Origin of the sequence: unidentified bacterial endosymbiont (assembly GCF_918797525.1) — a bacterium.
Lineage (GTDB): Bacteria > Pseudomonadota > Gammaproteobacteria > Enterobacterales > Enterobacteriaceae > Enterobacter.
In genome coordinates this window covers 1,183,281-1,206,732 of the sequence record NZ_OU963893.1, presented here as the reverse complement: position 1 = coordinate 1,206,732, position 23,452 = coordinate 1,183,281, and the positions used below count along the sequence as shown (strand labels likewise).

Sequence of the window (23,452 nt, the reverse complement as noted above, 5' to 3'; positions counted from 1 at the left end):
TTCATTTGCATTTATAATGATTTTAATGAAGGGTGCCGTTATATGAATAAGATCCTCTGCGCGGTGGGCCTGGCGGTTGCATCGCTCGGTTCTGCGCTGGCAACCACTTATCCTCTGACGATTGAAATCCCTACTCTTGAATCAATACTTGCGCAAAACCCTGATTTTGTCCCTTCGCAACTGCCTCTCCTGCTCGGGCCGGAGAGTAAGGTCACGAAGCGAGAAGATCTGGCGGCAGCCGTCAAAAACTGTGGCACACGACCTGGCTTTATAAAGAGATTGCGGATTTCGCCGCCATTTTTAACGTACAGGACCGGGGGTAACGCCTTAATCGCTGATTTAAAAAAACGCGAAAACGCCCTGCGCTCTGAATTTGGTAAGAATAAAAAAGATCTCTCCTTTGTCTTCTGGTTCTCGAGCGCCTCCCCTTCTGCTGATGCCTATGTAGGCGGTAAAAACAGTGCCTCCGGGTTTATCGCTAATGTGCTGGGTGGCCATAACACCATTACCTCAGAGACAGAGTGGCCCACCGTGGGCTGGGAAAACATCATTGCAGCGAACCCGGATGTCATCGTGGTCTCAAACCTGGATCGCAACCGCTGGGCGCTGGACAACGCCGAGGAAAAAATCAAATTCCTCAAGAGCGACCCGGCAGTCAGCCAACTGGACGCGGTAAAAAAAGGCCATATCGTGGTGATGGATGGCCAGGCAATGAACCCGACAATCAGAACGCTCTACGGTGATGCCAATATGCGCGTTCGCGACGTGGTCAAACTCGGGCGCATTCCACATCACTCCGCGTTTTCCAACTGGAGACAACACGATGACGAGACCGTTATCGCCGCGCTGGAAAGGGTCGATATGCTGGAAAAAAGCGATCAGGGCTGGCTGAATTTATCCGGCGGGGAGCGCCAGCGGGTACATATTGCCCGCGCGCTGGCGCAAACGCCGACTGAAATCCTGCTCGATGAACCCACCAATCACCTGGACATTCACCACCAGATGCAGTTGATGCCCGTGATCAGTCAACTCCCGCTGACCAGCATCGTCGCCATTCACGATCTTAATCATGCATCGATGTTCTGTGATTCGCTGATCGTGATGCAGAAAGGGGAAATTGTGGCTACGGAAACCCCGCAGGAAATTTTATCTGAAGATCTTCTCTGGGACGTTTTTCGGGTCAAAAACAAAATTGAGATCTCCCCTTACCATGGCAAAAAGCACATACATTTTATTGTTTAAGGTCCGGTAGCATGTCTTTACTCCCCCTGCGTCCGGCGGCCACGCTCTGGCCGGTGCGGGCTTCTTTGTGGTCGCGTTAGTGGTGCTCTGGTTATGCCTTCCTGCTGCACGGCACAGCAGACAGACGCTAAAAATAATTACCCCTTTTGATTCTGAATTACAGTTGTTGCATTCCTTTTTCTGGATCCTCCTTCCAGTATTAACTCCACTCTACCGCCTCTTTACTGGTATTTTATACAGCAATTACACAACGATATTTCCGGCATCGCACGGAGGTTATATGCAGGACATGGCCATTAACAGACCCTATCGGCAGTTAAAAGTGGGTTACTTCAGGAGACGACATGAAAATCGTAAAACAAAAGTCCCAACAGGTTATAGCGTCCATGCTGCGCTGAGCCTGAAAGGCGACTGGCTTGAGCAAGCTGGCTTTACCACAAATTCACGAGTGAGGGTGGGCGTTGAGCATGGAAAAATCGTCATTGAATTAATGTCGGAGGGCGTCTCGTAAAATCCTGACATTTTTCTGCGCCGCACTTTTTCATGCGACATTAAAGGGAACTTACGGCCTTGGAGCGTAATATTATCAAAAAAAGGGATATCATAGCTCCATGAGCTCAATTGCCTATTTAGATGCTCACAAGCTAAGGATGCAACGGTATATTAAGACTGATTATTTTCTTTCAGAACTTGAAACTACAATTGCTAACCCGCTGATTATATTATCATTTCACCCTACTCATTCAGCGTTATAATTTTAGCTCTTCCTTAGCGCAAAATGTTGCCTTGAGCCGATACCGTGTCTCAGGCAGTGAAGGACAATATGAGAAAAACCCCGATGAGCATGTCCTGGCAAATAAGCTGGGGATTGATAATCCTGGTGAGATGGATGAAGCGGAGCTTGTGCTGCTAGAAAAGTTCTACCCCTGCATTGTTGGTAAGCGTATAGCGCGAACCGTATTGACGTGACGAGGATGGGTTATTCGGCAGGCAGTGTGATCCGCCACGGCAGCAGTTCACCAACCCGGTTTACCGGCCAGTCAGCAATGACGTCAAGGATATGGTGAAGGTAACGTTCTGGAGCTACTCCATTCAGTTTGCACGTCCCGATCAGACTGTACAGCAGCGCTCCCCGCTCACCACCGTGGTCTGAGCCGAAGAACAGCCAGTTTTTACGCCCCAGACTGACCGTCCGCAGCGCATTTTCAGCGATATTGTTATCGGCTTCAGCCCAGCCGTCGTCTGCGTAGTATGTCAACGCCTGCCACTGGTTCAGTACATAGGTGAACGCTTTTGCCAGCTCTGAGTGTCGCGACAGGGTTTTCACTTTTTCACGCAGCCAGTTTTCCAGTGATTTAAGAAGCGCTTTCGTTTTTAACTGGCGTTCAGCAAGCCGCTGTTCTGCTGGCATTCCCCTGATATCCGCTTCGATGGCATACAACTCGCCTATCCGTTTCAGCGCTTCATCTGTGAGCGCTGAGGGAGTGCGAACGTGAACATCATGGATTTTACGCCGGGCATGGGCCCAGCACGCGGCTTCCTTTATATGACCGTCGCGGTAGAGCTCGTTGAACCCGGCGTAGGCATCAGCCTGCAGTACGCCACTGAAGCCTGCAAGATGGGTCTGAGGGTGGATACCTTTTCTGTCCGGGCTGTAAGCGAACCACACTGCGGGGGCCAGCGCTGAGCCGGCGTTGCGGTCGTCGCGAACGTACGTCCATAAGCGCCCGGTCTTCGTCTTCTTATTACCCGGCAACAGCACCGGGACAGGCGTATCGTCAGCATGGAGTTTGCCGTCGGTCAGGACATAGTCCTGAAGGGCTTCATCCAGCGGTGCCAGCAGACGACAACACGCATCCACCCAGCCCGACAGTACAGAACGACTCAACACCACACCCTGGCGGGCATAGATCTCCGACTGGCGATACAGCGGTGTGTGCTCTGCATACTTTGAGGTCAGCACGCGGGCCAGCAGCCCCGGTCCGGCGATACCCCGTTCGATGGGGCGCGAAGGCGCCGGGGCCTGAACGATGCGATCGCACCGACGGCAGGCATGCTTTTCACGTACTGTCCGGATAACCCGGAAGGCGCTGCGCATCAGCTCCAGCTGTTCGGCGGCATCCTCACCCAGGTAGCTCAGCGAACCACCGCACTCCGGGCAACAGGACTCTGTGGGTAACAACCGCTTTTCATCACGGGGGAGTGACTCAGGGAACGGTTTGCGGGTGCGGGTCTGACGCAGCGGGCGCTGCACCGCCGGATCATCAACCCGACCGGTCAGCGTATCGCTTTCCTGCTGCAGCCGGTTCAGGTCAGCTTCCATCTGCGCGATACGGCGGGATACCTTTTCGGAACGACTGCCGAAGTTCATCCGGCGCAGCTTATCCAGTTGCGCCTGCAGATGGTCTATTTCGCGTTCCCGGTCGGCCAGCTTTTCCAGCAGGGCGCGGTTCAGCGCTTCCTGTTCGGCCAGGCGCTGTTTCAGCAGAAGGATGTCGTCAGAAGAGGTGTCGTTCATAAGCCCGTATTTTACCAGGCTTATTCTGCGACAACCAGGATAAAGAGCGCTACAACATGGTCAGGGACGTCAGTAACCGCTTTGGCTGTCGCCAGTCGATACCTTCCATCAGCATCGCCAGCTGCGCCGGCGTCAGGAACACTTTGCCATCGCGGGCTGAGGGCCAGGCGAAGCGACCACGTTCCAGTCGCTTTGTCAGCAGGCACAGCCCGTCACCGGTGGACCAGAGCAGTTTGACCTGACTGCCGCTGCGTCCCCGGAAGATGAAGACGTGGCCGGACATCGGGTCATCTTTCAGCGCGGTCTGCACCTTTGCGGCCAGGCCGTTGAAGCCGTTACGCATGTCGGTGATACCGGCAACCAGCCAGATTTTAGTACCTGAAGGTAGCGGGATCATCGCTTCAGTTCCTGTATCAGCAGAGCCAGGAACGTTTCGCTGACAGTGCCGTTGAGGCGAAGCGTCCCGTGCCGGAACGTTACCTCACAGCTGATACTGAGCCCCGGGTCTTCTGCGAGCGATTCTGGCTGTACGGCAGTGGCATCGAGAGTCACAGGAAGTAGCAGAGGACTCTCTGAGGAAGGTAACAGTAGCTTTCCGTCGCGCCACTGCTGGCGCCATTTAAATAACAAATTGGCGTTGATGCCGTTTTCAAGCGCCAGTTTTGAAATGGATATTCCGGGTTTGCAGGAGGCAGCAACGAGCTGCTGCTTAAACTCAGGAGAATAATTAGGGCAGCCCTTACGCCTGCCGGGGGTCACATTTTTCTGCATATCTGACACTTTGGTTCCCACTACTTATTTGGTGGACACCACTTTGTCGAATACATCAGATTATGACCAGACGGTTCGCGCTGTACGCTTACCATTGTTGAAGAACAGTTTCCAACAGGACAGGTAACCATTGCTTTGTTGTGGAGCTGGCACCGCCGCTGGCCGGGGAACATCTATGAGTGGGCCGGGTAAGAAAGGACTCTCAATAACAGTAAAGGGGGCTTTATCTTCACGCCCTCTGTACCGTTGCCAAAGCTACTACAGGAATTCGATGCTAAATACCTTACCCCATATATGCCATGCACCAACATGAGCGAAGAACAGCTCATAGAGGCTATTGCTGTAACACATGCAGATCGGGTACTCCTCCATCCATTCCGAGAAGGTGACGGACGTTTATCACAACTTTTAGCTGATGTGATGACAGTTCAGGGGGGACAGGCCGCTGGATTATCAACCCTGGGAGCAAAACAAAGCCGAATACGTTTTGGTTATCCACGCAGGCATGTCAATGGACTACGGTCCGATGTGTTATTGGGTTAGCGCTGCGTTAAGAAATGATTATACAGCGAGCCGGAGATGGGCGAACTTTTTGCGCGTCGCGTCTAGCGATGCTTCAATCTTCGCAGATGATTTTCCTGTCTCAACGGCAGTTGATGTTGCTACCGAGCGAGCAATGTCGGCGCGGGACGGTTTAACGTAATACACCTGCGTTTTCTTGTCATTGCTCACCACTATTCCTCAGCTATCGAATGCGTAATCTGTACTCATTATAAGGTTTCGACACGACTTCACATCATCTGTTGTTCTGCTAATGATACTCGCCTTTGGATGGAAGAGGTTTTTTTTTTGCTGCACTGATTTTAACACCAAACCGAACGGGTGAATCACGATGGTTGTCAGTGATAAGATATGGTTTTCGCTCTGGATTGGATAAGTAGACTATTCGGCATTGCGAATCAAGACCTGGTTTGTCGTCGATAGGTACCTTACTAATTACATTCGACTAATTGAATGTTATTTTCATCGATATATACCAGCAGTTCAAGTGTGTATACCAGATAGTAGCGAGAATACTCTGGTATACAAATTTATGGGTTTATGTGAGCTCAAAGGGGTTTCGCCTGGGGCAACATGAGTACTCAGAAGACTTAAAAAACGAGTAAAATCAATATGCAAGAGTCTGCAAGCAAGGATCTATCAGACCACACCCCCATGATGCAGCAGTACCATTTTTCAATGGTTAAATTGTTGAAATAGCGGAACAAAGTTTCTACTAAGTAGGGTCTAGTTTACTGATGGGATACATTTTGGGTAATTCTGGATGTGTTTTGATAGAAGCAGATAACTAACTCTCTCAGGAACAAAAAAACCACACATTGGTTATTTACTCACCTCCACTCAATAGATACAATATTTGTGAGGATTTACAATACCATAAGGAAAAGGAGTATGGCCTTACACGGAAAATTGATATTGAACGGGGCAGACTATGCACCTTTCAATCTGTATGGTGTGGGTGTTTTTATGGCTTTCTCTGGTAAAGGAGTATATCGGAATAAAGGAGCATGTGGAGCTATTCCGAGTGACGGACCACTACCGCCGGGAAAATACTGGATAGTAGAGCGAGGAGCAGGTGGGCTAGGCTCATGGGTTAAAGCTAAGGCACAAGATCTATACAACAAATTTTACTATGGTGCTGAGTTTGGTCGGGATGAGTGGTTTGCCCTATACAAAGAAGATTGGGGCATTGATGACGGAACCTGGATCAATGGTGTCCATCGTGGATTGTTTAGACTTCATCCAAGTCGAGTTTCTGAGGGTTGTATAACAATTGCACATAATTCAGACTATGCACTCATCAGAAATGCACTTCTAAGAACGGCTCCAATACAAGTTCCATGTATGCGGTCACTTATGGCTCGTGGCTGGGTGGAGGTAGTAGCTGGTGACTATAACAACACTTGCCCGTAGAATTGCGAAAGTTATATTTTATATCCTTTTGTCTCTTGTTATAGCTCGCACCTTAGGTGCTCCTGAAAATTGGATTAGTGACAAGTTCTATTCATGGCTTGGTCATCTTATTTATGGCTCAGGAGAAATAGGTGCTGACAATTACTATGATCTTTATTTCTATGTGTCCTTAATAACAGTTTTTTCTATAACAACTTTAATCTATTTAGTTACAATGAAGTTAATTAAAAAAATAAGGAACAAATAACATGCCAATCCCTCCGTATATGTGGCTTAAAGATGATGGTGGTGCAGACATTAAAGGTTCTGTCGATGTTCAGGATCGTGACGGTAGTATAGAGATTATTGGGTTAAGCCACGGTATCAATCTTCCAGTAGACAATGCCAATGGTAAAATCACTGGCACTCGTCAACATTCATCCATGATGATTGAAAAGGAAGTTGATAGCTCTACACCTTATCTTTATAAAGCAGCAGCGACTGGACAGACTTTAAAAAGTGCCGAAATCCGTTTTTACCATATCAGTGATGCCGGACAAGAAGTTTGCTACTACACTGTTTTAATGGAAAATGTGAAAATCACTGGTGTTAACTGTGGTGTGCCAAATGTTAAATTAGCTGTCAACGATAAAATGAACCATGTTGAAAGTGTCAGCTTACAGTATGAAAAAATCACTTGGCGAATTGTTGATGGCAATATTCAGTATACTGATGCCTGGAACGAACGATCAACAGCATAAACAAAGCCCTGCGGGGCTTTTTAGCAAAACGGAAAGTAAATACCAAGCATAATGGAACCATTCTAATGACTACTGTTGAATACATTGTTCTGGATTTCTTCAGAAAAGAAATTCCCGGATATTTAGATAGCCATTGGAAAGAAATCCCTTTAGAACTTGACTCTGATTTATTTGAAGCTCCCGGTGATGACCTGTATGAAGCTTTGAATAAATTTGAAAAAAAATTTAATGTAGATTTATCAGAAGTTAAATGGCCGTATTATTTTCCTTAGGAAAATACTCCACTGCTAACACGGTGGTTTAAATTAAAACGGGAAGATGTAGAACGAACTCGCCAGCCTTTAACAATCAGAATGTTTTCCGAATCAGCGAAAGCAGGAAAGTGGCTTTATGACTGATATAAATATTACATATTAATCAGAGGTGGATAGTTATGGATTTCAGCAATAAGTTAGGACTATATGCAGAGTATTTTAATTTCTTTATTCAAAACTACTTAATCTGGGCGATTATTTTAATAGTTGCATTCTTTTTTATTATAGCCAAATATCGGAAAGCTCACTTTTCAGATCAATTAAAAGCGAAGAAATACGTTATCTTCGCCTGCATTGCAATTGTTGCTTTATTATTAGTACTCGTAGGTAAATCCGTCAAGAACGTAGATAACTCGCATCTTAAAACAAGCGAGTTTTCAGAATTAAGTTATTAACTCACTAAGTAGTAATTATTAACCAAACTCCATATACAATCGGAATAAGGGCAATCAAGACAACTTGCTCCGATAGTTCTTTTTATTCCACCAATGATTATATTTATTTACAGCTTTATTTATTAACGAAACCATTATATCACCCCTCAGTTATTATTTAATAATCTTACATTTTTAATAACAAAAATACGCATAAAGTCAACTCTATATAGAATAAACATATTGATCAGCCAATTGCAAAATCGTAAAATATTTATGGTATTTTTAACCGTAAGCGTATAGCGCGAACCGTATTGACGTGACGAGGATGGGTTATTCGGCAGGCAGTGTGATCCGCCACGGCAGCAGTTCACCAACCCGGTTTACCGGCCAGTCAGCAATGACGTCAAGGATATGGTGAAGGTAACGTTCTGGAGCTACTCCATTCAGTTTGCACGTCCCGATCAGACTGTACAGCAGCGCTCCCCGCTCACCACCGTGGTCTGAGCCGAAGAACAGCCAGTTTTTACGCCCCAGACTGACCGTCCGCAGCGCATTTTCAGCGATATTGTTATCGGCTTCAGCCCAGCCGTCGTCTGCGTAGTATGTCAACGCCTGCCACTGGTTCAGTACATAGGTGAACGCTTTTGCCAGCTCTGAGTGTCGCGACAGGGTTTTCACTTTTTCACGCAGCCAGTTTTCCAGTGATTTAAGAAGCGCTTTCGTTTTTAACTGGCGTTCAGCAAGCCGCTGTTCTGCTGGCATTCCCCTGATATCCGCTTCGATGGCATACAACTCGCCTATCCGTTTCAGCGCTTCATCTGTGAGCGCTGAGGGAGTGCGAACGTGAACATCATGGATTTTACGCCGGGCATGGGCCCAGCACGCGGCTTCCTTTATATGACCGTCGCGGTAGAGCTCGTTGAACCCGGCGTAGGCATCAGCCTGCAGTACGCCACTGAAGCCTGCAAGATGGGTCTGAGGGTGGATACCTTTTCTGTCCGGGCTGTAAGCGAACCACACTGCGGGGGCCAGCGCTGAGCCGGCGTTGCGGTCGTCGCGAACGTACGTCCATAAGCGCCCGGTCTTCGTCTTCTTATTACCCGGCAACAGCACCGGGACAGGCGTATCGTCAGCATGGAGTTTGCCGTCGGTCAGGACATAGTCCTGAAGGGCTTCATCCAGCGGTGCCAGCAGACGACAACACGCATCCACCCAGCCCGACAGTACAGAACGACTCAACACCACACCCTGGCGGGCATAGATCTCCGACTGGCGATACAGCGGTGTGTGCTCTGCATACTTTGAGGTCAGCACGCGGGCCAGCAGCCCCGGTCCGGCGATACCCCGTTCGATGGGGCGCGAAGGCGCCGGGGCCTGAACGATGCGATCGCACCGACGGCAGGCATGCTTTTCACGTACTGTCCGGATAACCCGGAAGGCGCTGCGCATCAGCTCCAGCTGTTCGGCGGCATCCTCACCCAGGTAGCTCAGCGAACCACCGCACTCCGGGCAACAGGACTCTGTGGGTAACAACCGCTTTTCATCACGGGGGAGTGACTCAGGGAACGGTTTGCGGGTGCGGGTCTGACGCAGCGGGCGCTGCACCGCCGGATCATCAACCCGACCGGTCAGCGTATCGCTTTCCTGCTGCAGCCGGTTCAGGTCAGCTTCCATCTGCGCGATACGGCGGGATACCTTTTCGGAACGACTGCCGAAGTTCATCCGGCGCAGCTTATCCAGTTGCGCCTGCAGATGGTCTATTTCGCGTTCCCGGTCGGCCAGCTTTTCCAGCAGGGCGCGGTTCAGCGCTTCCTGTTCGGCCAGGCGCTGTTTCAGCAGAAGGATGTCGTCAGAAGAGGTGTCGTTCATAAGCCCGTATTTTACCAGGCTTATTCTGCGACAACCAGGATAAAGAGCGCTACAACATGGTCAGGGACGTCAGTAACCGCTTTGGCTGTCGCCAGTCGATACCTTCCATCAGCATCGCCAGCTGCGCCGGCGTCAGGAACACTTTGCCATCGCGGGCTGAGGGCCAGGCGAAGCGACCACGTTCCAGTCGCTTTGTCAGCAGGCACAGCCCGTCACCGGTGGACCAGAGCAGTTTGACCTGACTGCCGCTGCGTCCCCGGAAGATGAAGACGTGGCCGGACATCGGGTCATCTTTCAGCGCGGTCTGCACCTTTGCGGCCAGGCCGTTGAAGCCGTTACGCATGTCGGTGATACCGGCAACCAGCCAGATTTTAGTACCTGAAGGTAGCGGGATCATCGCTTCAGTTCCTGTATCAGCAGAGCCAGGAACGTTTCGCTGACAGTGCCGTTGAGGCGAAGCGTCCCGTGCCGGAACGTTACCTCACAGCTGATACTGAGCCCCGGGTCTTCTGCGAGCGATTCTGGCTGTACGGCAGTGGCATCGAGAGTCACAGGAAGTAGCAGAGGACTCTCTGAGGAAGGTAACAGTAGCTTTCCGTCGCGCCACTGCTGGCGCCATTTAAATAACAAATTGGCGTTGATGCCGTTTTCAAGCGCCAGTTTTGAAATGGATATTCCGGGTTTGCAGGAGGCAGCAACGAGCTGCTGCTTAAACTCAGGAGAATAATTAGGGCAGCCCTTACGCCTGCCGGGGGTCACATTTTTCTGCATATCTGACACTTTGGTTCCCACTACTTATTTGGTGGACACCACTTTGTCGAATACATCAGATTATGACCAGACGGTTCGCGCTGTACGCTTACTTTTAACCCGAAAGGGTATTGTTATCAAATAAGATATATATATATGAAAGCTTACACACTTAAAGAAAATAAAGATTCCGGAGAACTTCACCTTTTTGAAGGGGATATGTACCCGAAAGATTCAAAATATAAATGTAATTCAAAGGCAAAATCCATATGCAAAAAAATGGACAAATCAGATAGTAAAGAAAACCATTTTACATGTGCTACTGAGCAAGAAGCAAGGGAGAAAATCGCTAAAATTGGACGAAAAGTTTGTGGGGCATGTGTCAGCCATATATATGAATCGTACTGATTAATTAGTCACTGTTTATATTTAAGGTTGTGAATCAACCAAGTATAAAATGAAAATAATATATAATCGGAACAAGCACAATGGATGAGTTTGTTCCGATATTTTCACTTCTCTAAAAAATTCCAATCAGCTGTGTAATTATTACCTACCCTCGTGGAAAACCATATATCATAGATATATTGGATGGTAATAGCGACAATATCATTTCATAAATATCATAACCATCAATGACGATATCGAACACATTACAAACTCGCAAACCAGCCCACTCAGAAAGCCTGTTCTCTGCTTTATCTAATACAGCCAAGGTGTTGGGTTTAGCTGGTTTCGCTCTACCCAGCAGATGCTGGCGGTATTGAGCAAAAACTTGACTGATAGTGAGTTCAGAAGCATCGGACTCCCGTTTTATCTTGTTAGGGTTCCTTTTGGTCAACTTCATGGTTTGAACTAAATTGCGAGCAACCTCGCGGGCTTGATCGATATTAGCGAAATCAGAGACATTGCCAATTGTAGACCTGATAACCTCAGATGGGGATTTTCCCCCGTCTTAGGGCGGTTGCCAGGAGAAGAGACTCGTCGCTGAACGATATAGGTCTTTTTCGTTGCACTGATTTTGACACCAAAACCAACTGGTGAATCCCGGTGATTATCAGTGATAAGATACGGTTTTCGCTCTGGATTGGGTAAGTAGACTACTCTGCCTTGCGAATCAAGGCTCGGTTTCACGTCGATAGATAACTTATTGATTATAATCGACTGATTGAGTGTCATTTTCATCAATGTATACCAGCAGTTCAAGTGTGTATACCAGATAGTAGCGAGAATACTCTGGTATACAAATTTATGGGTTTATGTGAGCTCAAAGGGGTTTCGCCTGGGGCAACATGAGTACTCAGAAGACTTAAAAAACGAGTAAAATCAATATGCAAGAGTCTGCAAGCAAGGATCTATCAGACCACACCCCCATGATGCAGCAGTATCTGAAGCTGAAAGCGCAACATCCGGAAATCCTGCTGTTTTACCGTATGGGCGATTTTTACGAGCTGTTTTATAACGATGCCAAACGTGCGTCGCAGTTGCTCGACATCTCACTGACCAAACGTGGGGCATCGGCGGGCGAGCCGATCCCCATGGCAGGCATCCCGCATCACGCGGTTGAAAACTACCTGGCAAAGCTTGTTAATCAGGGTGAATCAGTCGCCATCTGTGAACAGATCGGTGATCCTGCTACTTCAAAAGGGCCGGTTGAACGCAAAGTTGTGCGCATCGTTACGCCGGGTACTATCAGCGACGAGGCCCTGCTGCAGGAGCGCCAGGATAACCTGCTGGCGGCGCTGTGGCAGGATGGCAAAGGCTTTGGCTACGCCACTCTGGATATCAGCTCCGGGCGTTTTCGCCTGAGCGAACCCGCCGATCGCGATACCATGGCAGCCGAACTGCAGCGTACGAACCCGGCAGAATTACTCTATGCCGAAGACTTTGCAGAAACAGCGCTTATTGAGGGTCGTCGCGGTTTGCGCCGTCGCCCGCTGTGGGAATTCGAAATTGACACCGCGCGCCAGCAGTTGAATCTTCAGTTTGGCACGCGTGACCTGATTGGCTTTGGCGTAGAAAACGCCCCGCGCGGGCTGTGTGCCGCGGGGTGTTTGCTACAGTACGTAAAAGATACCCAGCGCACGTCCCTGCCGCATATCCGTTCCATCACCATGGAGCGCCAGCAGGACAGCATTATCATGGATGCTGCCACGCGTCGTAATCTTGAGATCACCCAGAATCTGGCTGGCGGCGCCGACAATACCCTTGCCTCGGTGCTCGACAGCACGGTGACCCCTATGGGCAGCCGTATGCTGAAACGCTGGCTGCATATGCCTGTACGCGACACCGCTATCCTGACCAGCCGCCAGCAGACCATTGCCGCCTTACAGGAGCGCTATGCCGAGCTGCAGCCCGTCCTGCGCCAGGTAGGCGATCTGGAGCGTATTCTTGCCCGGCTGGCGCTGCGCACGGCACGCCCTCGCGACCTTGCGCGTATGCGTCATGCTTTCCAGCAGCTACCGGAACTGCGCGCCCAGTTGGCAGATATCGATAGCGGTCCGGTCCAGACACTGCGTGAAACAATGGGTGAGTTTAGCGAGCTTCGCGACCTGCTTGAACGCGCAATCATCGACGCGCCTCCGGTTCTGGTGCGCGATGGCGGCGTGATTGCCCCCGGCTATAACGAAGAGCTTGACGAATGGCGCGCGCTGGCAGACGGCGCAACGGATTATCTTGATAAGCTGGAGATTCGCGAGCGCGAGCGTCTGGGCCTCGACACCCTGAAAGTAGGTTATAACGCCGTTCATGGCTATTACATCCAGATCAGCCGTGGGCAGAGCCATATGGCGCCTATCCACTACGTTCGTCGCCAGACGCTGAAAAATGCCGAGCGCTACATTATCCCGGAGCTGAAAGAGTATGAGGACAAAGTTCTCACCTCGAAGGGCAAGGCCCTGGCACTGGAGAAACAGCTTTATGAAGAGCTGTTCGATATGCTCATGCCGCATCTTGCAGACCTCCAGTTAAGCGCAGGTGCGCTGGCTGAACTGGATGTGCTGGCAAACCTGGCAGAGCGCGCCCAAACGCTGAACTACACCTGCCCAACCTTCACGGACAAGCCCGGCATTCGCATTATCGAAGGCCGCCATCCGGTGGTGGAAAAAGTGCTGAACGAGCCGTTCATCGCTAACCCGCTGAACCTGTCGCCGCAGCGAAGAATGCTCATTATTACCGGCCCAAATATGGGCGGTAAAAGTACCTATATGCGCCAGACCGCGCTTATTGCCCTCCTCGCGTACATCGGCAGTTATGTCCCGGCGCAAAAAGTGGAAATTGGCCCAATCGACCGCATTTTTACCCGCGTAGGGGCCGCCGACGACCTGGCGAGCGGGCGTTCAACGTTTATGGTAGAAATGACCGAAACCGCTAATATCCTGCATAACGCCACGGAAAATAGCCTGGTGCTGATGGATGAAGTTGGACGTGGGACCTCAACCTATGACGGTCTGTCACTGGCGTGGGCATGTGCTGAGAGTCTGGCGAATAAAATTAAAGCCATGACGCTGTTTGCCACCCACTATTTCGAGCTAACGCAGTTGCCTGAAAAAATGGAAGGCGTAGCCAACGTCCATCTTGATGCGCTGGAACACGGTGACACCATCGCCTTTATGCACACGGTTCAGGAGGGTGCAGCAAGCAAGAGCTACGGCCTGGCGGTCGCGGCGCTGGCAGGCGTGCCGAAAGAGGTCATTAAGCGCGCGCGTCAGAAATTACGAGAGCTTGAAAACCTGTCGCCAAATGCGGCGGCCACGCAGGTAGATGGAACGCAGATGTCATTACTGGCACCAGCCGATGAGACGTCGCCCGCCCTTGAAGCGCTCGAGAATCTCGACCCGGATTCACTGACACCGCGTCAGGCGCTGGAGTGGGTTTATCGGTTGAAGAGCCTGGTCTAGACCTGTGCGGTCTGATGCCCCTCTCTTTTGGACTGTATAGCCCGAAGAGAGGGTGTAAACACTAACAACGTTGGTCTATAACAACGGCGGAATGGTCGGTACCTGTGGCGCCTCATCGATATCCTTTTGCGTCATACGAAACGCTTCAGGGTAGTGTTCGCGGCGGGTACGGCGCAGCGGTTCGGTATCACGCCAGGTATACAGACAGTGCTGGCACTGGTAAACCGTCCAGACCCCTTGTACAGGTGATGTCGCCATCACTTCAATATGCTCATCGGCACAACGTGGACAAATCATCTTTTCCTCCTTTATTGACGGGCGGCCAGCATTGCAGTCAGTTTTTCGGCCCAGGCTTTGGTTTCAGGTAGATCCTGTACCGGTTGGCTATAATGGCCACGGTTGTCCGGTGCAACAGGCGTGGTGGCATCGATAATTAGCTTATCGGTAATGCCTGCCGGGCTGGAGCCGGGGTCAAGTTCCAGTACCGACATATTCGGCAACTGCACCAGATCGCCCGCCGGATTAACCTTGGATGAGAGCGCCCACATCACCTGCGGCAGGTTGAACGGGTCGACATCTTCATCAACCATAATCACCATCTTGACGTAGCCCAGACCATGTGGCGTGGTCATGGCACGCAGGCCCACCGCACGGGCAAAACCACCGTAACGTTTTTTGGTAGAGATAATCGCCAGCAGTCCATGGGTGTACATCGCATTCACCGCCTGCACTTCCGGGAACTCTGCTTTCAACTGCTGGTAGAGCGGCACGCAGGTGGCCGGGCCCATCAGGTAATCAATTTCGGTCCAGGGCATCCCCAGGTAGAGCGACTCGAAAATCGGTTTGGTGCGATAAGAAACTTTATCGATACGCACAACGGTCATGTTACGGCCGCCGGAGTAGTGTCCGGTAAACTCACCGAATGGCCCTTCGATTTCACGTTTGCGGCCTTCGATTACTCCTTCCAGAATCACCTCGGAACCCCAGGGCACATCAAAACCGGTTAACGGCGCGGTCGCAATGGGATACGGGCTTTCCCGTAGCGCACCGGCCATTTCATACTCGGATTGATCGTATTTCAGCGGTGTTGCGCCCATCAGCGTAATAATCGGATCGTTGCCCAAGGTGATCGCGATGGGCAGATCTTCACCGCGCTCTTCCGCTTTATGCAGATGCAGAGCGATATCATGCATCGGTACTGGCTGCAGGCCCAGCTTGCGCTTGCCCTTCACTTCCATCCGATAAATACCGACGTTCTGTTTGCCGAAATGGTCAGGATCAAGCGGATCGCGCGAGACGACGCACGCTTTGTCGAGGTAGAAACCGCCGTCCCCATCGTTCAGGCGGAACAGCGGCAAAATGTCGAACAGATTAATGTCCTCACCGTCCACCATATTTTCCGCCCATGCCGGGTTGGGGCGTCGTTCCGGCGCGACCGGGAAGGTGTCCCAGCGACGAATAAATGCGTCAATTTGATTTTTCACCGGGGTGTTGGCCGGTAGCCCCAAGGAGATAGCGTGGTTCTGCCATGAACCAATGGTATTCATCACCACTCGGGCATCGGTAAATCCACGTATGTTGTCGAACCATAGCGCAGGCGCACCGTCGCCAATACGTCCCGTGGCGTTGGCTGCTGCCGCCAGATCGGGTTCTGCGTTAACCTCTTCCTCTATTTTCAGCAGTTGCCCTTGCTCATCGAGCGCCTGCAGGAAGCTTCTCAAATCATCAAATGCCATCTTTATTCTCCTGTGAAAAATGTTTGGCCGCCTGCAGGCCGTTCCAGCGCCGTGCCTTTTTATGTTCCAGACCAAACTGGTCCAGCACACGGGTGACAATATGCTGAGTAATATCATTGGCGGTCTGCGGGTGGTTGTAATACGCGGGCATGGGCGGCACCATTGCCACGCCCATGCGGGAAAGAGCAAGCATGTTCTCAAGATGGACAGTGCCAAGCGGCGTCTCTCGGGGAACCAGCACCAGCTTGCGCCCCTCTTTGAGCACAACGTCTGCCGCACGGCCTACCAGCCCTTCGGCATAGCCGGCACGGATACCCGCCAGCGTTTTCATGCTGCACGGGATAACGATCATGCCTTCAGTGCGGAATGAGCCAGAGGAGATAGTGGCAGCCTGGTCGGCGGGGCTGTGAACGACGTCAGCCAGCGCGGCAACATCCTGCGCGGTGTAGGGGGTTTCCAGTTCAATCGTGGTTTTCGCCCATTTGGACATCACCAGATGGGTTTCAACCTCCGGCATTTCGCGCAGAGCCTCAAGCAACGCCACGCCCAGGGGAGCACCTGTCGCCCCGGTCATTCCAACAATCAGTCTCATTAACACCTCAATCAATTCGTTCGTACACGAACATCTTAATTAAATTACGCCTGGATCCTTTGTCTGACAAGATTGTTCGCACACGATCACACTAATAGCTAAAAAACGCCGCGTTAAACTCAGCGGCATTAGCGGCTATCATAGGGAGAGAATTTATCCGTCGGAGTGTTCATGGAACTGAGACAAGAAGCGTTCCACCTGTTGCGTCAGCTCTTTCAACAGCATACTGCCCAGTGGCAACATGCCCTGCCGGAACTGACTAAGCCGCAGTATGCGGTGATGCGGTCTATTGCCGAACATCCCGGCATTGAACAGGTGGCACTCACTGAAGTTGCGGTAAGTACTAAAGCGACACTGGCAGAAATGCTGAGCAGGATGGAGGCGCGCGGGCTGGTAAAACGCGAGCACGACCCGGCCGACAAACGCCGCCGGTTCGTCTTTCTGACACCCACGGGTGAGGCACTACTTAAGGACTGTAAACCGGTGGGGAATCGCGTTGATGAGGCATTCCTGGGACGCTTAACGACAGAAGAGCGAGAGCAGTTTACGGCGTTAGTTGGCAAAATGATGACGAAGGCGAAACGGTGACACCTTATGAACAAGAGCATCGATGCGCACATTGCCATCGAAAACGGATTAGGCCAGGGTGGAAGCCGTGAAATTGACCTGTGCTGCACGAAACAGCGCAGCCATAACACAAAAGAAAAAGGCCCGTCTCACGACGAGCCTTTTTGACGAAGGGTTGCTTATTCGCGGAACAGCGCTTCGATATTCAGTCCTTGCCCCTGCAAAATTTCACGCAGACGACGCAGACCTTCTACCTGAATCTGACGAACACGTTCACGGGTCAGGCCAATTTCACGGCCGACGTCTTCCAGTGTCGCAGCTTCATACCCCAGTAAACCGAAACGGCGTGCCAGCACTTCACGCTGTTTGGCGTTCAATTCGAACAGCCATTTGACGATGCTCTGTTTCATGTCATCGTCCTGCGTGGTATCTTCCGGGCCGTTGTCTTTTTCATCGGCCAGGATGTCCAGCAGCGCTTTTTCGGAGTCGCCACCCAACGGGGTGTCAACAGAAGTAATGCGCTCGTTGAGACGCAACATACGGCTTACATCATCAACCGGTTTATCAAGTTGCTCGGCAATCTCTTCTGCGCTTGGCTCGTGGTCCAGTTTATGGGACAACTCGCGCGCGGTTCGCAGATAAACGTTCAACTCTTTGACGATGTGGATCGGCAGGCGAATCGTACGGGTTTGGTTCATAATTGCCCGTTCGATGGTTTGACGAATCCACCAGGTCGCGTAGGTTGAGAAGCGGAACCCACGTTCCGGATCAAACTTCTCAACTGCGCGGATGAGACCTAAGTTACCCTCTTCAATCAGATCCAGCAGAGCCAGACCACGATTGCCGTAACGGCGGGCAATTTTCACGACCAGACGCAAGTTACTTTCAATCATGCGGCGGCGCGAGGCAACATCTCCACGCAAAGCACGACGTGCGAAATAGACTTCTTCTTCGGCTGTTAACAGTGGAGAGTATCCAATCTCCCCAAGGTATAGCTGAGTCGCGTCCAGTACACGCTGTGTGACGCCCTGCGATAACAGCTCTTCTTCAGCCAAATCGTTATCACTGGGTTCCTCTTCTACTAAGGCTTTTTCATCAAAAGCCTCCGATCCGTTCTCATCAAATTCCGCGTCTTCATTTAAATCATGAACTTTCAGCGTATTCTGACTCATAAAGGTGGCTCCTACCCGTGATCCCTGAACGAGACACCCTGGCTGGCATGCCTCGTCAAATTATCGCTGCGGCAAATACTGCAGCGGGTTTACGGATTTCCCTTTGTAACGAATTTCAAAATGCAAGCGTGTAGAACTGGTTCCGGTGCTACCCATGGTAGCTATTTTTTGCCCCGCCTTAACTTCTTGTTGTTCCCGGACCAGCATCGTATCGTTATGGGCGTAGGCACTCAGGTAATCATCGTTATGTTTTATGATAATAAGATTACCGTAACCGCGCAGTGCGTTACCGGCATACACAACGCGTCCATCTGCGGTCGCGATGATAGCCTGTCCCTTACTTCCTGCGATATCAATCCCTTTATTTCCCCCCTCGGAAGAAGAGAAGTTCTCGATAATCTTGCCCTCAGTTGGCCAGCGCCATGCAGAAATAGGCGAACTGGTAGACGTACTGCTGGCAGTCGGTACGATAGAGCTAACCACAGGTGCTATAACAGGCGCTGTGACAGCAGTCGCAGCTGTCGCAACTGTCGCAGCACCTTTATTGTTAGGCAACATTTTGTTAGCACTCTGATCACCTGAATCCTCAGAATACGTAATTACAGGTTGCGAAGCAACAGCCGTGCTGGAATTTTGCGCAGGCATTACGCTGTTATTTTGCGCGGTTACATCGGCCGCTGAAACGGTGTTGCCAGGCGTAAGCGGCGTACCCGTCGCGTTACCAACCTGTAGCGTTTGGCCGACTTCCAGTCCATACGGGGCCTGCACGTTATTTCGCTGCGCCAGGTCACGGAAATCGTTCCCGGTGATCCACGCAATGTAAAACAGCGTGTCGCCGCGTTTAACGGTATACGTGCTCCCTCCGGTATAACTCCCTTTCGGAATGTTCCCATACTGGCGGTTATACACTATGCGGCCATTTGCGGTCTGAACAGGTTGTTGTACTGGCTGAATCTGAGTTGGCTGCATGACCGGCTGCTGAACAGGCTGGATCGGCGGAATTTGCTGCGCCGGTGTCGCGCCCGCGGTCGAAGGTGGCGTAATCAGCATTCCACTGGACGTGTTGCCCGAGCTGCTGCTTCCGCCGACGGAACTGACGGGCGCAGGCGGATTACCAGAATTTGAACAACCCGCCAGCCATAGCGAAACCAGTGATAATGCCGCAACACGGCTGATGGTGAATTTAGGGCTTCCCGCGCTCATTTATCCCCCAGGAATGTATTAACTACCAGTGACTTAAAATAACCGTAACGGCACGAACCTTTCGCGCCTCACCATACGCTGAATTTACCTTAATAATCCTGGAAAATTCCGAGTCTCAGGCCAACTCTCCCTTAACCAGAGGCACAAAGCGCACGGCTTCAACGGTATCGATAATAAACTCGCCGCCACGCCGACGAACACGCTTTAAGAGCTGATGTTCATCGCCAACAGGCAGGACGAGAATGCCGCCTTCATCCATCTGCGACAACAGCGCTGCCGGGATTTCAAGCGGTGCGGCCGTCACAATAATGGCATCAAACGGGGCTCGCGCCTTCCAGCCCTGCCAGCCATCACCGTGACGGGTCGAAACATTATGTAAATCAAGCTGTTTCAGGCGGCGACGCGCCTGCCACTGTAAACCTTTAATTCGCTCGACTGAGCAAACGTGGTGAACCAGATGCGCCAGGATCGCGGTTTGATACCCCGACCCGGTGCCAATTTCCAGCACGCGAGATTCTGGCGTAAGCTCCAGCAGCTCGGTCATGCGCGCCACCATGTAAGGCTGGGAGATAGTTTGCCCCTGGCCAATCGGCAAAGCGACGTTTTCCCACGCTTTATGTTCAAACGCCTCGTCTACAAACTTTTCGCGGGGAACCTGGGCGAGGGCCTCCAGCACGCGCTCGTCAGTGATCCCCTGAGCGCGGAGTTGTTCCAGAAGAGTTTGTACACGTTTACTTACCATTGCGTGTTCACTCCAGCACGATCCAGCCATCCAGACACCACGTCATGCGCGCTGTAGGCGGTCAAATCCACGTGCAGCGGCGTTACGGAAACGTACCCTTCGTCAACGGCGGCGAAATCTGTATCCGGCCCGGCGTCACATTTTTCGCCAGGAGGGCCAATCCAGTAAAGCGTGTTGCCACGCGGATCCTGCTGAGGGATAACCTGATCGGCCGGATGACGGCTACCACAGCGCGTTACGCGGATGCCTTTAATTTCACTCAACGGGAGGTCCGGCACATTGATATTGAGGATGCGTCCGGTACGCAGCGGTTCGCGAGCAAGCCCGCGAAGAATGGAACAGGTTACCGCCGCCGCCGTATCGTAATGCTGATGACCATTTAAGGATACCGCCAGCGCGGGGAAACCAAGGTGACGCCCTTCCATGGCGGCCGCCACGGTGCCGGAATAGATCACGTCGTCGCCGAGATTTGGCCCGGCATTGATTCCGGAGACGACAATATCCGGGCGCGGACGCATTAACGCATTCACGCCCAGAAATACGCAGTCGGTCGGCGTGCCCATCTGTACGGCAATATCGCCATTGTCAAAGGTTAGCGTGCGAAGCGACGACTCCAGCGTCAAAGAGTTAGACGCCCCACTGCGGTTACGATCGGGAGCCACGACCTGCACATCCGCAAATTCACGAAGGTGTTGTGCCAGCGTCTGAATGCCTGGCGCATGGATCCCGTCATCGTTACTCAGCAATATTCGCATAATCACCCGGCGTGTTGATAAGTTCCCTCACGACACTGGTGGCAAAGCTACCTGCCGGTAGCCAGAAGCGTAACTCAACGGTAACGTCATCCCACCAGTTCCAGCTCAGCTGTTGCGGATAGAGCAGCATCGCGCGGCGTGCTGCTTCAACTTTTTCCCGTACCAGCAATGATAGTAATTCTTGTGCATCAGCCACGGCTGCCTGCTCCGCAGCCAGCGCGTCCCCCAACGTTCCCCAGTCGCCCGTGCCGGGCAACGCGGCGGTGATCATCAGGCTTTTGGCGTCTACGCGCGACTGCACATCGGCCAGTTCTTCGGCCGTTGCCACAAACCAGCTACCGCGCCCCGCTAATTGTAGCGCATCGCCGACAACAACTTGATTCGCGTCTGGTTTTTTCAGTCTTTCGCTCACAATCTGATTAAACAACGCGCTGCGGGCCGCCGACAACCAAAAACTGCGTTTATTCCGGTCACGCACCGGGGCATTGCTTTGTGCCCAACGCAATGCGCCCTGCAGGTTGCTGTTACCGATACCGAAGCGTTGCGCACCGAAATAGTTCGGTACGCCCTGCGCGCAGAGGGCATTGAGTCGATGTTCAACATCCACGCGATCGGTCACGTCACGCAGTACCAGCGTGAAATTATTGCCATTCAACGCCCCCAAACGCAATTTGCGCTTATGCCGGGCGTACTCCAGCACTTTGCAGCCTTCAAGCTCAAACTTGCTTAAATCCGGCATTGCATTGCCTGGCACCCGGGCGCAGATCCACTGTTCGGTAACGGCATGTTTGTCCTTCTGCCCGGCGAAACTCACTTCACGGGGGTGAATTTTCAGGAATTTTGCCAGCGCTTCAGCCACAAACCGAGTGTTGCAACCGTTTTTCAGAATACGGATAAGAATATGTTCGCCTTCACCGTCTGGCTCAAATCCTAAATCTTCTATAACCACAAAATCTTCCGGGCTGGCTTTGAGCAAGCCCTGACCTTGTGGTTTACCGTGCAGGTAGGTCAGGCAGTCGAACGCTGTCATTTATCCGCCTTCACCAGTAGCGCTACCGCTTCACAGGCAATGCCTTCGCCACGGCCGGTAAAACCGAGCTTTTCGGTGGTGGTGGCTTTCACGTTGACATCGTCCATATGGCAACCCAGATCTTCGGCAATAAATATGCGCATCTGCGGAATATGCGGCATCATTTTAGGTGCCTGAGCGATGATCGTCACATCAACGTTGCCGAGGGTATACCCTTTGGCCTGAATACGGCGCCAGGCTTCACGCAGCAGCCCGCGGCTGTCTGCACCTTTAAATGCCGGATCGGTATCCGGGAAAAGCTTGCCAATATCACCCAGCGCGGCGGCGCCCAGTAGCGCGTCGGTTAGCGCATGCAGCGCCACATCGCCGTCAGAATGCGCGATCAGCCCCTTTTCATAGGGGATCCGAACGCCGCAAATCACAATAGGGCCTTCTCCGCCAAAGGCGTGTACATCAAAACCATGTCCTATACGCATTAATCTTTTTCCTTACAGTCAGGGTGGGTAAGATAAAATTTCGCAAGCTGTAAATCTTCCGGGCGCGTCACTTTTATGTTGTCAGCACGTCCTTCAACCAGCACAGGGTGATAACCGCAATACTCCAGCGCGGAAGCTTCGTCCGTAATGATTGCCCCCTCTCTGAGAGCGCGCGTTAAGCAGTCGTGGAGGAGTTCACGGGGGAAAAATTGTGGCGTCAGCGCGTGCCAGAGATCGACGCGATCCACGGTGTGAGCGATGCTCTGCCTGCCCGGCTCAGCACGCTTCATAGTATCGCGCACCGCAGAGGCCAGAATACCGCCCACTGAGCTGGTTTCACTAAGGGCAAGCAGACGCGTAAGGTCGTCCTGATGCAGGCAAGGGCGCGCCGCGTCATGTACCAGCACCCACTGTGCGCCTTTGGCGGCCTGAATACCTGCCAGCACGGAGTCGGCACGCTCGGCGCCCCCATCCACAACGGTTATCTGCGGATGGTTCGCCAGCGACAGTTGCGCGAAACGTTCATCACCCGGGCTTATGGCAATCACGACGTGCGTTACCCGGGGATGCGCCAACAGCGCCGCCACAGAGTGTTCAAGGATCGTTTTATAGCCAATATAGAGGTACTGCTTGGGACATTTTGTCTGCATGCGCCGACCAAAACCTGCGGCCGGCACCACGGCGCATACGTCCGAAAAAGTTACTGCCATGTCGTAATCCTGGGC

General features: G+C 51.8%; 24 protein-coding genes and 6 pseudogenes. 12 read left to right on the top strand and 18 right to left on the bottom strand.

Annotated features, from left to right (window positions below):
* The first annotated feature begins 42 nt into the window (after window positions 1-42).
* The 3 genes and pseudogenes from NL510_RS22860 to NL510_RS22855 form a co-directional block, all read left to right on the top strand.
* Window positions 43-1,242 (top strand): annotated as a pseudogene (locus NL510_RS22860) (ABC transporter substrate-binding protein).
* 280 nt (window positions 1,243-1,522) lie between these two features.
* On the top strand, window positions 1,523-1,753 hold the full coding sequence (locus NL510_RS05755) for a SymE family type I addiction module toxin (protein ID WP_253384772.1): 231 nt from the start codon (window positions 1,523-1,525) through the stop codon (window positions 1,751-1,753).
* 275 nt (window positions 1,754-2,028) lie between these two features.
* Window positions 2,029-2,175: pseudogene (locus NL510_RS22855) on the top strand (cell filamentation protein Fic); the annotation flags it as partial.
* Window positions 2,176-2,221: 46 nt separating this feature from the next.
* On the opposite strand, the gene tnpC (NL510_RS05750) reads toward NL510_RS22855, so the two are convergent.
* Genes tnpC (NL510_RS05750) through tnpA (NL510_RS05740) form a run of 3 tightly spaced genes read right to left on the bottom strand, consistent with a single transcriptional unit; the run spans window position 2,222 to window position 4,531 of the window.
* Window positions 2,222-3,760, bottom strand: coding sequence for an IS66 family transposase (gene tnpC / locus NL510_RS05750; RefSeq protein WP_253377880.1), 1,539 nt, complete (start codon window positions 3,758-3,760; stop codon window positions 2,222-2,224).
* 49 nt (window positions 3,761-3,809) lie between these two features.
* The gene (gene tnpB / locus NL510_RS05745) at window positions 3,810-4,157 is read right to left on the bottom strand and encodes an IS66 family insertion sequence element accessory protein TnpB (protein ID WP_052908738.1); all 348 of its coding nucleotides are present in this window, start codon (window positions 4,155-4,157) and stop codon (window positions 3,810-3,812) included.
* Window positions 4,154-4,531 (bottom strand): IS66-like element accessory protein TnpA, encoded by a 378-nt coding sequence (gene tnpA / locus NL510_RS05740; protein ID WP_253380548.1) that lies wholly within the window; start codon window positions 4,529-4,531, stop codon window positions 4,154-4,156. The genes tnpB (NL510_RS05745) and tnpA (NL510_RS05740) overlap by 4 nt, the downstream gene beginning before the upstream one ends.
* A gap of 93 nt (window positions 4,532-4,624) precedes the next feature.
* On the opposite strand from tnpA (NL510_RS05740), the pseudogene NL510_RS22850 reads away from it, so the two are divergent.
* Window positions 4,625-5,093: pseudogene (locus NL510_RS22850) on the top strand (Fic/DOC family protein); the annotation flags it as partial.
* Window positions 5,094-5,346: 253 nt separating this feature from the next.
* On the opposite strand, the pseudogene NL510_RS22990 reads toward NL510_RS22850, so the two are convergent.
* Window positions 5,347-5,528, bottom strand: a pseudogene (locus tag NL510_RS22990) (integrase); the annotation flags it as partial.
* A 455-nt stretch (window positions 5,529-5,983) separates the two neighbouring features.
* On the opposite strand from NL510_RS22990, the gene NL510_RS05730 reads away from it, so the two are divergent.
* The 3 genes and pseudogenes from NL510_RS05730 (at window position 5,984) to NL510_RS05720 (ending at window position 7,643) form a co-directional block, all read left to right on the top strand.
* Window positions 5,984-6,505: a DUF2778 domain-containing protein gene (locus tag NL510_RS05730; protein WP_253382358.1), complete on the top strand. Its 522-nt coding sequence runs from the start codon at window positions 5,984-5,986 to the stop codon at window positions 6,503-6,505.
* A 248-nt stretch (window positions 6,506-6,753) separates the two neighbouring features.
* Window positions 6,754-7,245 (top strand): Hcp family type VI secretion system effector, encoded by a 492-nt coding sequence (locus NL510_RS05725; RefSeq protein WP_253382356.1) that lies wholly within the window; start codon window positions 6,754-6,756, stop codon window positions 7,243-7,245.
* A 65-nt stretch (window positions 7,246-7,310) separates the two neighbouring features.
* A pseudogene (locus NL510_RS05720) lies at window positions 7,311-7,643 on the top strand (DUF1493 family protein).
* A gap of 623 nt (window positions 7,644-8,266) precedes the next feature.
* Here the strand turns inward: NL510_RS05720 and tnpC (NL510_RS05715) are convergent.
* The 3 genes from tnpC (NL510_RS05715) to tnpA (NL510_RS05705) are packed head-to-tail and all read right to left on the bottom strand — an operon-like array spanning window position 8,267 to window position 10,576.
* A complete protein-coding gene (gene tnpC, locus NL510_RS05715; RefSeq protein WP_253377880.1) occupies window positions 8,267-9,805 on the bottom strand; it encodes an IS66 family transposase in 1,539 nt (512 codons plus the stop codon).
* A gap of 49 nt (window positions 9,806-9,854) precedes the next feature.
* Window positions 9,855-10,202, bottom strand: coding sequence for an IS66 family insertion sequence element accessory protein TnpB (gene tnpB / locus NL510_RS05710; protein WP_052908738.1), 348 nt, complete (start codon window positions 10,200-10,202; stop codon window positions 9,855-9,857).
* The gene (tnpA, locus tag NL510_RS05705; protein WP_253380548.1) at window positions 10,199-10,576 is read right to left on the bottom strand and encodes an IS66-like element accessory protein TnpA; all 378 of its coding nucleotides are present in this window, start codon (window positions 10,574-10,576) and stop codon (window positions 10,199-10,201) included. The genes tnpB (NL510_RS05710) and tnpA (NL510_RS05705) overlap by 4 nt, the downstream gene beginning before the upstream one ends.
* Before the next feature lie 135 nt (window positions 10,577-10,711).
* Here tnpA (NL510_RS05705) and NL510_RS05700 point away from each other — a divergent pair, with 135 nt between their 5' ends.
* Entirely contained in the window at window positions 10,712-10,963 is a 252-nt protein-coding gene (locus tag NL510_RS05700; RefSeq protein WP_253382353.1) for a hypothetical protein, read from the top strand.
* A 250-nt stretch (window positions 10,964-11,213) separates the two neighbouring features.
* Here NL510_RS05700 and NL510_RS05695 read toward each other — a convergent pair.
* Window positions 11,214-11,740 (bottom strand): annotated as a pseudogene (locus NL510_RS05695) (integrase); the annotation flags it as partial.
* Between the two features lie 146 nt (window positions 11,741-11,886).
* Between NL510_RS05695 and mutS the strand changes: the two are divergent.
* A complete protein-coding gene (gene mutS, locus NL510_RS05690; protein WP_253382351.1) occupies window positions 11,887-14,454 on the top strand; it encodes a DNA mismatch repair protein MutS in 2,568 nt (855 codons plus the stop codon).
* 75 nt (window positions 14,455-14,529) lie between these two features.
* On the opposite strand, the gene NL510_RS05685 is transcribed toward mutS, so the two are convergent.
* From NL510_RS05685 to NL510_RS05675, 3 genes are read right to left on the bottom strand one after another with little or no spacing between them, the layout of a single operon-like run.
* Window positions 14,530-14,751: a non-oxidative hydroxyarylic acid decarboxylases subunit D gene (locus NL510_RS05685; RefSeq protein WP_253382349.1), complete on the bottom strand. Its 222-nt coding sequence runs from the start codon at window positions 14,749-14,751 to the stop codon at window positions 14,530-14,532.
* An 11-nt stretch (window positions 14,752-14,762) separates the two neighbouring features.
* Window positions 14,763-16,190, bottom strand: coding sequence for a non-oxidative hydroxyarylic acid decarboxylases subunit C (locus NL510_RS05680; RefSeq protein ID WP_253382347.1), 1,428 nt, complete (start codon window positions 16,188-16,190; stop codon window positions 14,763-14,765).
* Entirely contained in the window at window positions 16,180-16,782 is a 603-nt protein-coding gene (locus tag NL510_RS05675) for a non-oxidative hydroxyarylic acid decarboxylases subunit B (protein ID WP_253382345.1), read from the bottom strand. The genes NL510_RS05680 and NL510_RS05675 overlap by 11 nt, the downstream gene beginning before the upstream one ends.
* Window positions 16,783-16,953: 171 nt before the next feature.
* Here NL510_RS05675 and NL510_RS05670 point away from each other — a divergent pair, with 171 nt between their 5' ends.
* Window positions 16,954-17,370: a MarR family winged helix-turn-helix transcriptional regulator gene (locus NL510_RS05670; protein WP_253382343.1), complete on the top strand. Its 417-nt coding sequence runs from the start codon at window positions 16,954-16,956 to the stop codon at window positions 17,368-17,370.
* A gap of 6 nt (window positions 17,371-17,376) precedes the next feature.
* The gene (locus NL510_RS05665) at window positions 17,377-17,517 is read left to right on the top strand and encodes a hypothetical protein (RefSeq protein ID WP_253382341.1); all 141 of its coding nucleotides are present in this window, start codon (window positions 17,377-17,379) and stop codon (window positions 17,515-17,517) included.
* 11 nt (window positions 17,518-17,528) lie between these two features.
* On the opposite strand, the gene rpoS is transcribed toward NL510_RS05665, so the two are convergent.
* Together rpoS and nlpD are read right to left on the bottom strand one after the other, a co-directional pair.
* Window positions 17,529-18,521 (bottom strand): RNA polymerase sigma factor RpoS, encoded by a 993-nt coding sequence (gene rpoS / locus NL510_RS05660; RefSeq protein ID WP_253382339.1) that lies wholly within the window; start codon window positions 18,519-18,521, stop codon window positions 17,529-17,531.
* 60 nt (window positions 18,522-18,581) lie between these two features.
* The gene (nlpD, locus tag NL510_RS05655; protein ID WP_253384770.1) at window positions 18,582-19,673 is read right to left on the bottom strand and encodes a murein hydrolase activator NlpD; all 1,092 of its coding nucleotides are present in this window, start codon (window positions 19,671-19,673) and stop codon (window positions 18,582-18,584) included.
* Between nlpD and NL510_RS05650 the strand changes: the two genes are divergently transcribed.
* On the top strand, window positions 19,615-19,746 hold the full coding sequence (locus NL510_RS05650; RefSeq protein ID WP_253384768.1) for a peptidase: 132 nt from the start codon (window positions 19,615-19,617) through the stop codon (window positions 19,744-19,746). The genes nlpD and NL510_RS05650 overlap by 59 nt on opposite strands.
* Window positions 19,747-19,839: 93 nt before the next feature.
* On the opposite strand, the gene NL510_RS05645 is transcribed toward NL510_RS05650, so the two are convergent.
* The 5 genes from NL510_RS05645 to ispD are packed head-to-tail and all read right to left on the bottom strand — an operon-like array spanning window position 19,840 to window position 23,437.
* A complete protein-coding gene (locus tag NL510_RS05645; RefSeq protein ID WP_253382337.1) occupies window positions 19,840-20,466 on the bottom strand; it encodes a protein-L-isoaspartate(D-aspartate) O-methyltransferase in 627 nt (208 codons plus the stop codon).
* Window positions 20,460-21,221 carry a 5'/3'-nucleotidase SurE gene (gene surE / locus NL510_RS05640; RefSeq protein ID WP_253382335.1) on the bottom strand — a complete coding sequence of 254 codons (762 nt, stop codon included), beginning with the start codon at window positions 21,219-21,221 and terminating at the stop codon, window positions 20,460-20,462. Before surE ends, NL510_RS05645 begins: the two co-directional genes overlap by 7 nt.
* The gene (gene truD, locus NL510_RS05635; RefSeq protein WP_253382333.1) at window positions 21,202-22,251 is read right to left on the bottom strand and encodes a tRNA pseudouridine(13) synthase TruD; all 1,050 of its coding nucleotides are present in this window, start codon (window positions 22,249-22,251) and stop codon (window positions 21,202-21,204) included. Before truD ends, surE begins: the two co-directional genes overlap by 20 nt.
* Entirely contained in the window at window positions 22,248-22,727 is a 480-nt protein-coding gene (gene ispF / locus NL510_RS05630) for a 2-C-methyl-D-erythritol 2,4-cyclodiphosphate synthase (protein ID WP_253382331.1), read from the bottom strand. Before ispF ends, truD begins: the two co-directional genes overlap by 4 nt.
* Complete coding sequence (gene ispD / locus NL510_RS05625; RefSeq protein ID WP_253382329.1) at window positions 22,727-23,437, bottom strand: 2-C-methyl-D-erythritol 4-phosphate cytidylyltransferase; 711 nt, start codon at window positions 23,435-23,437, stop codon at window positions 22,727-22,729. Before ispD ends, ispF begins: the two co-directional genes overlap by 1 nt.
* Between the last annotated feature and the right edge of the window lie 15 nt (window positions 23,438-23,452).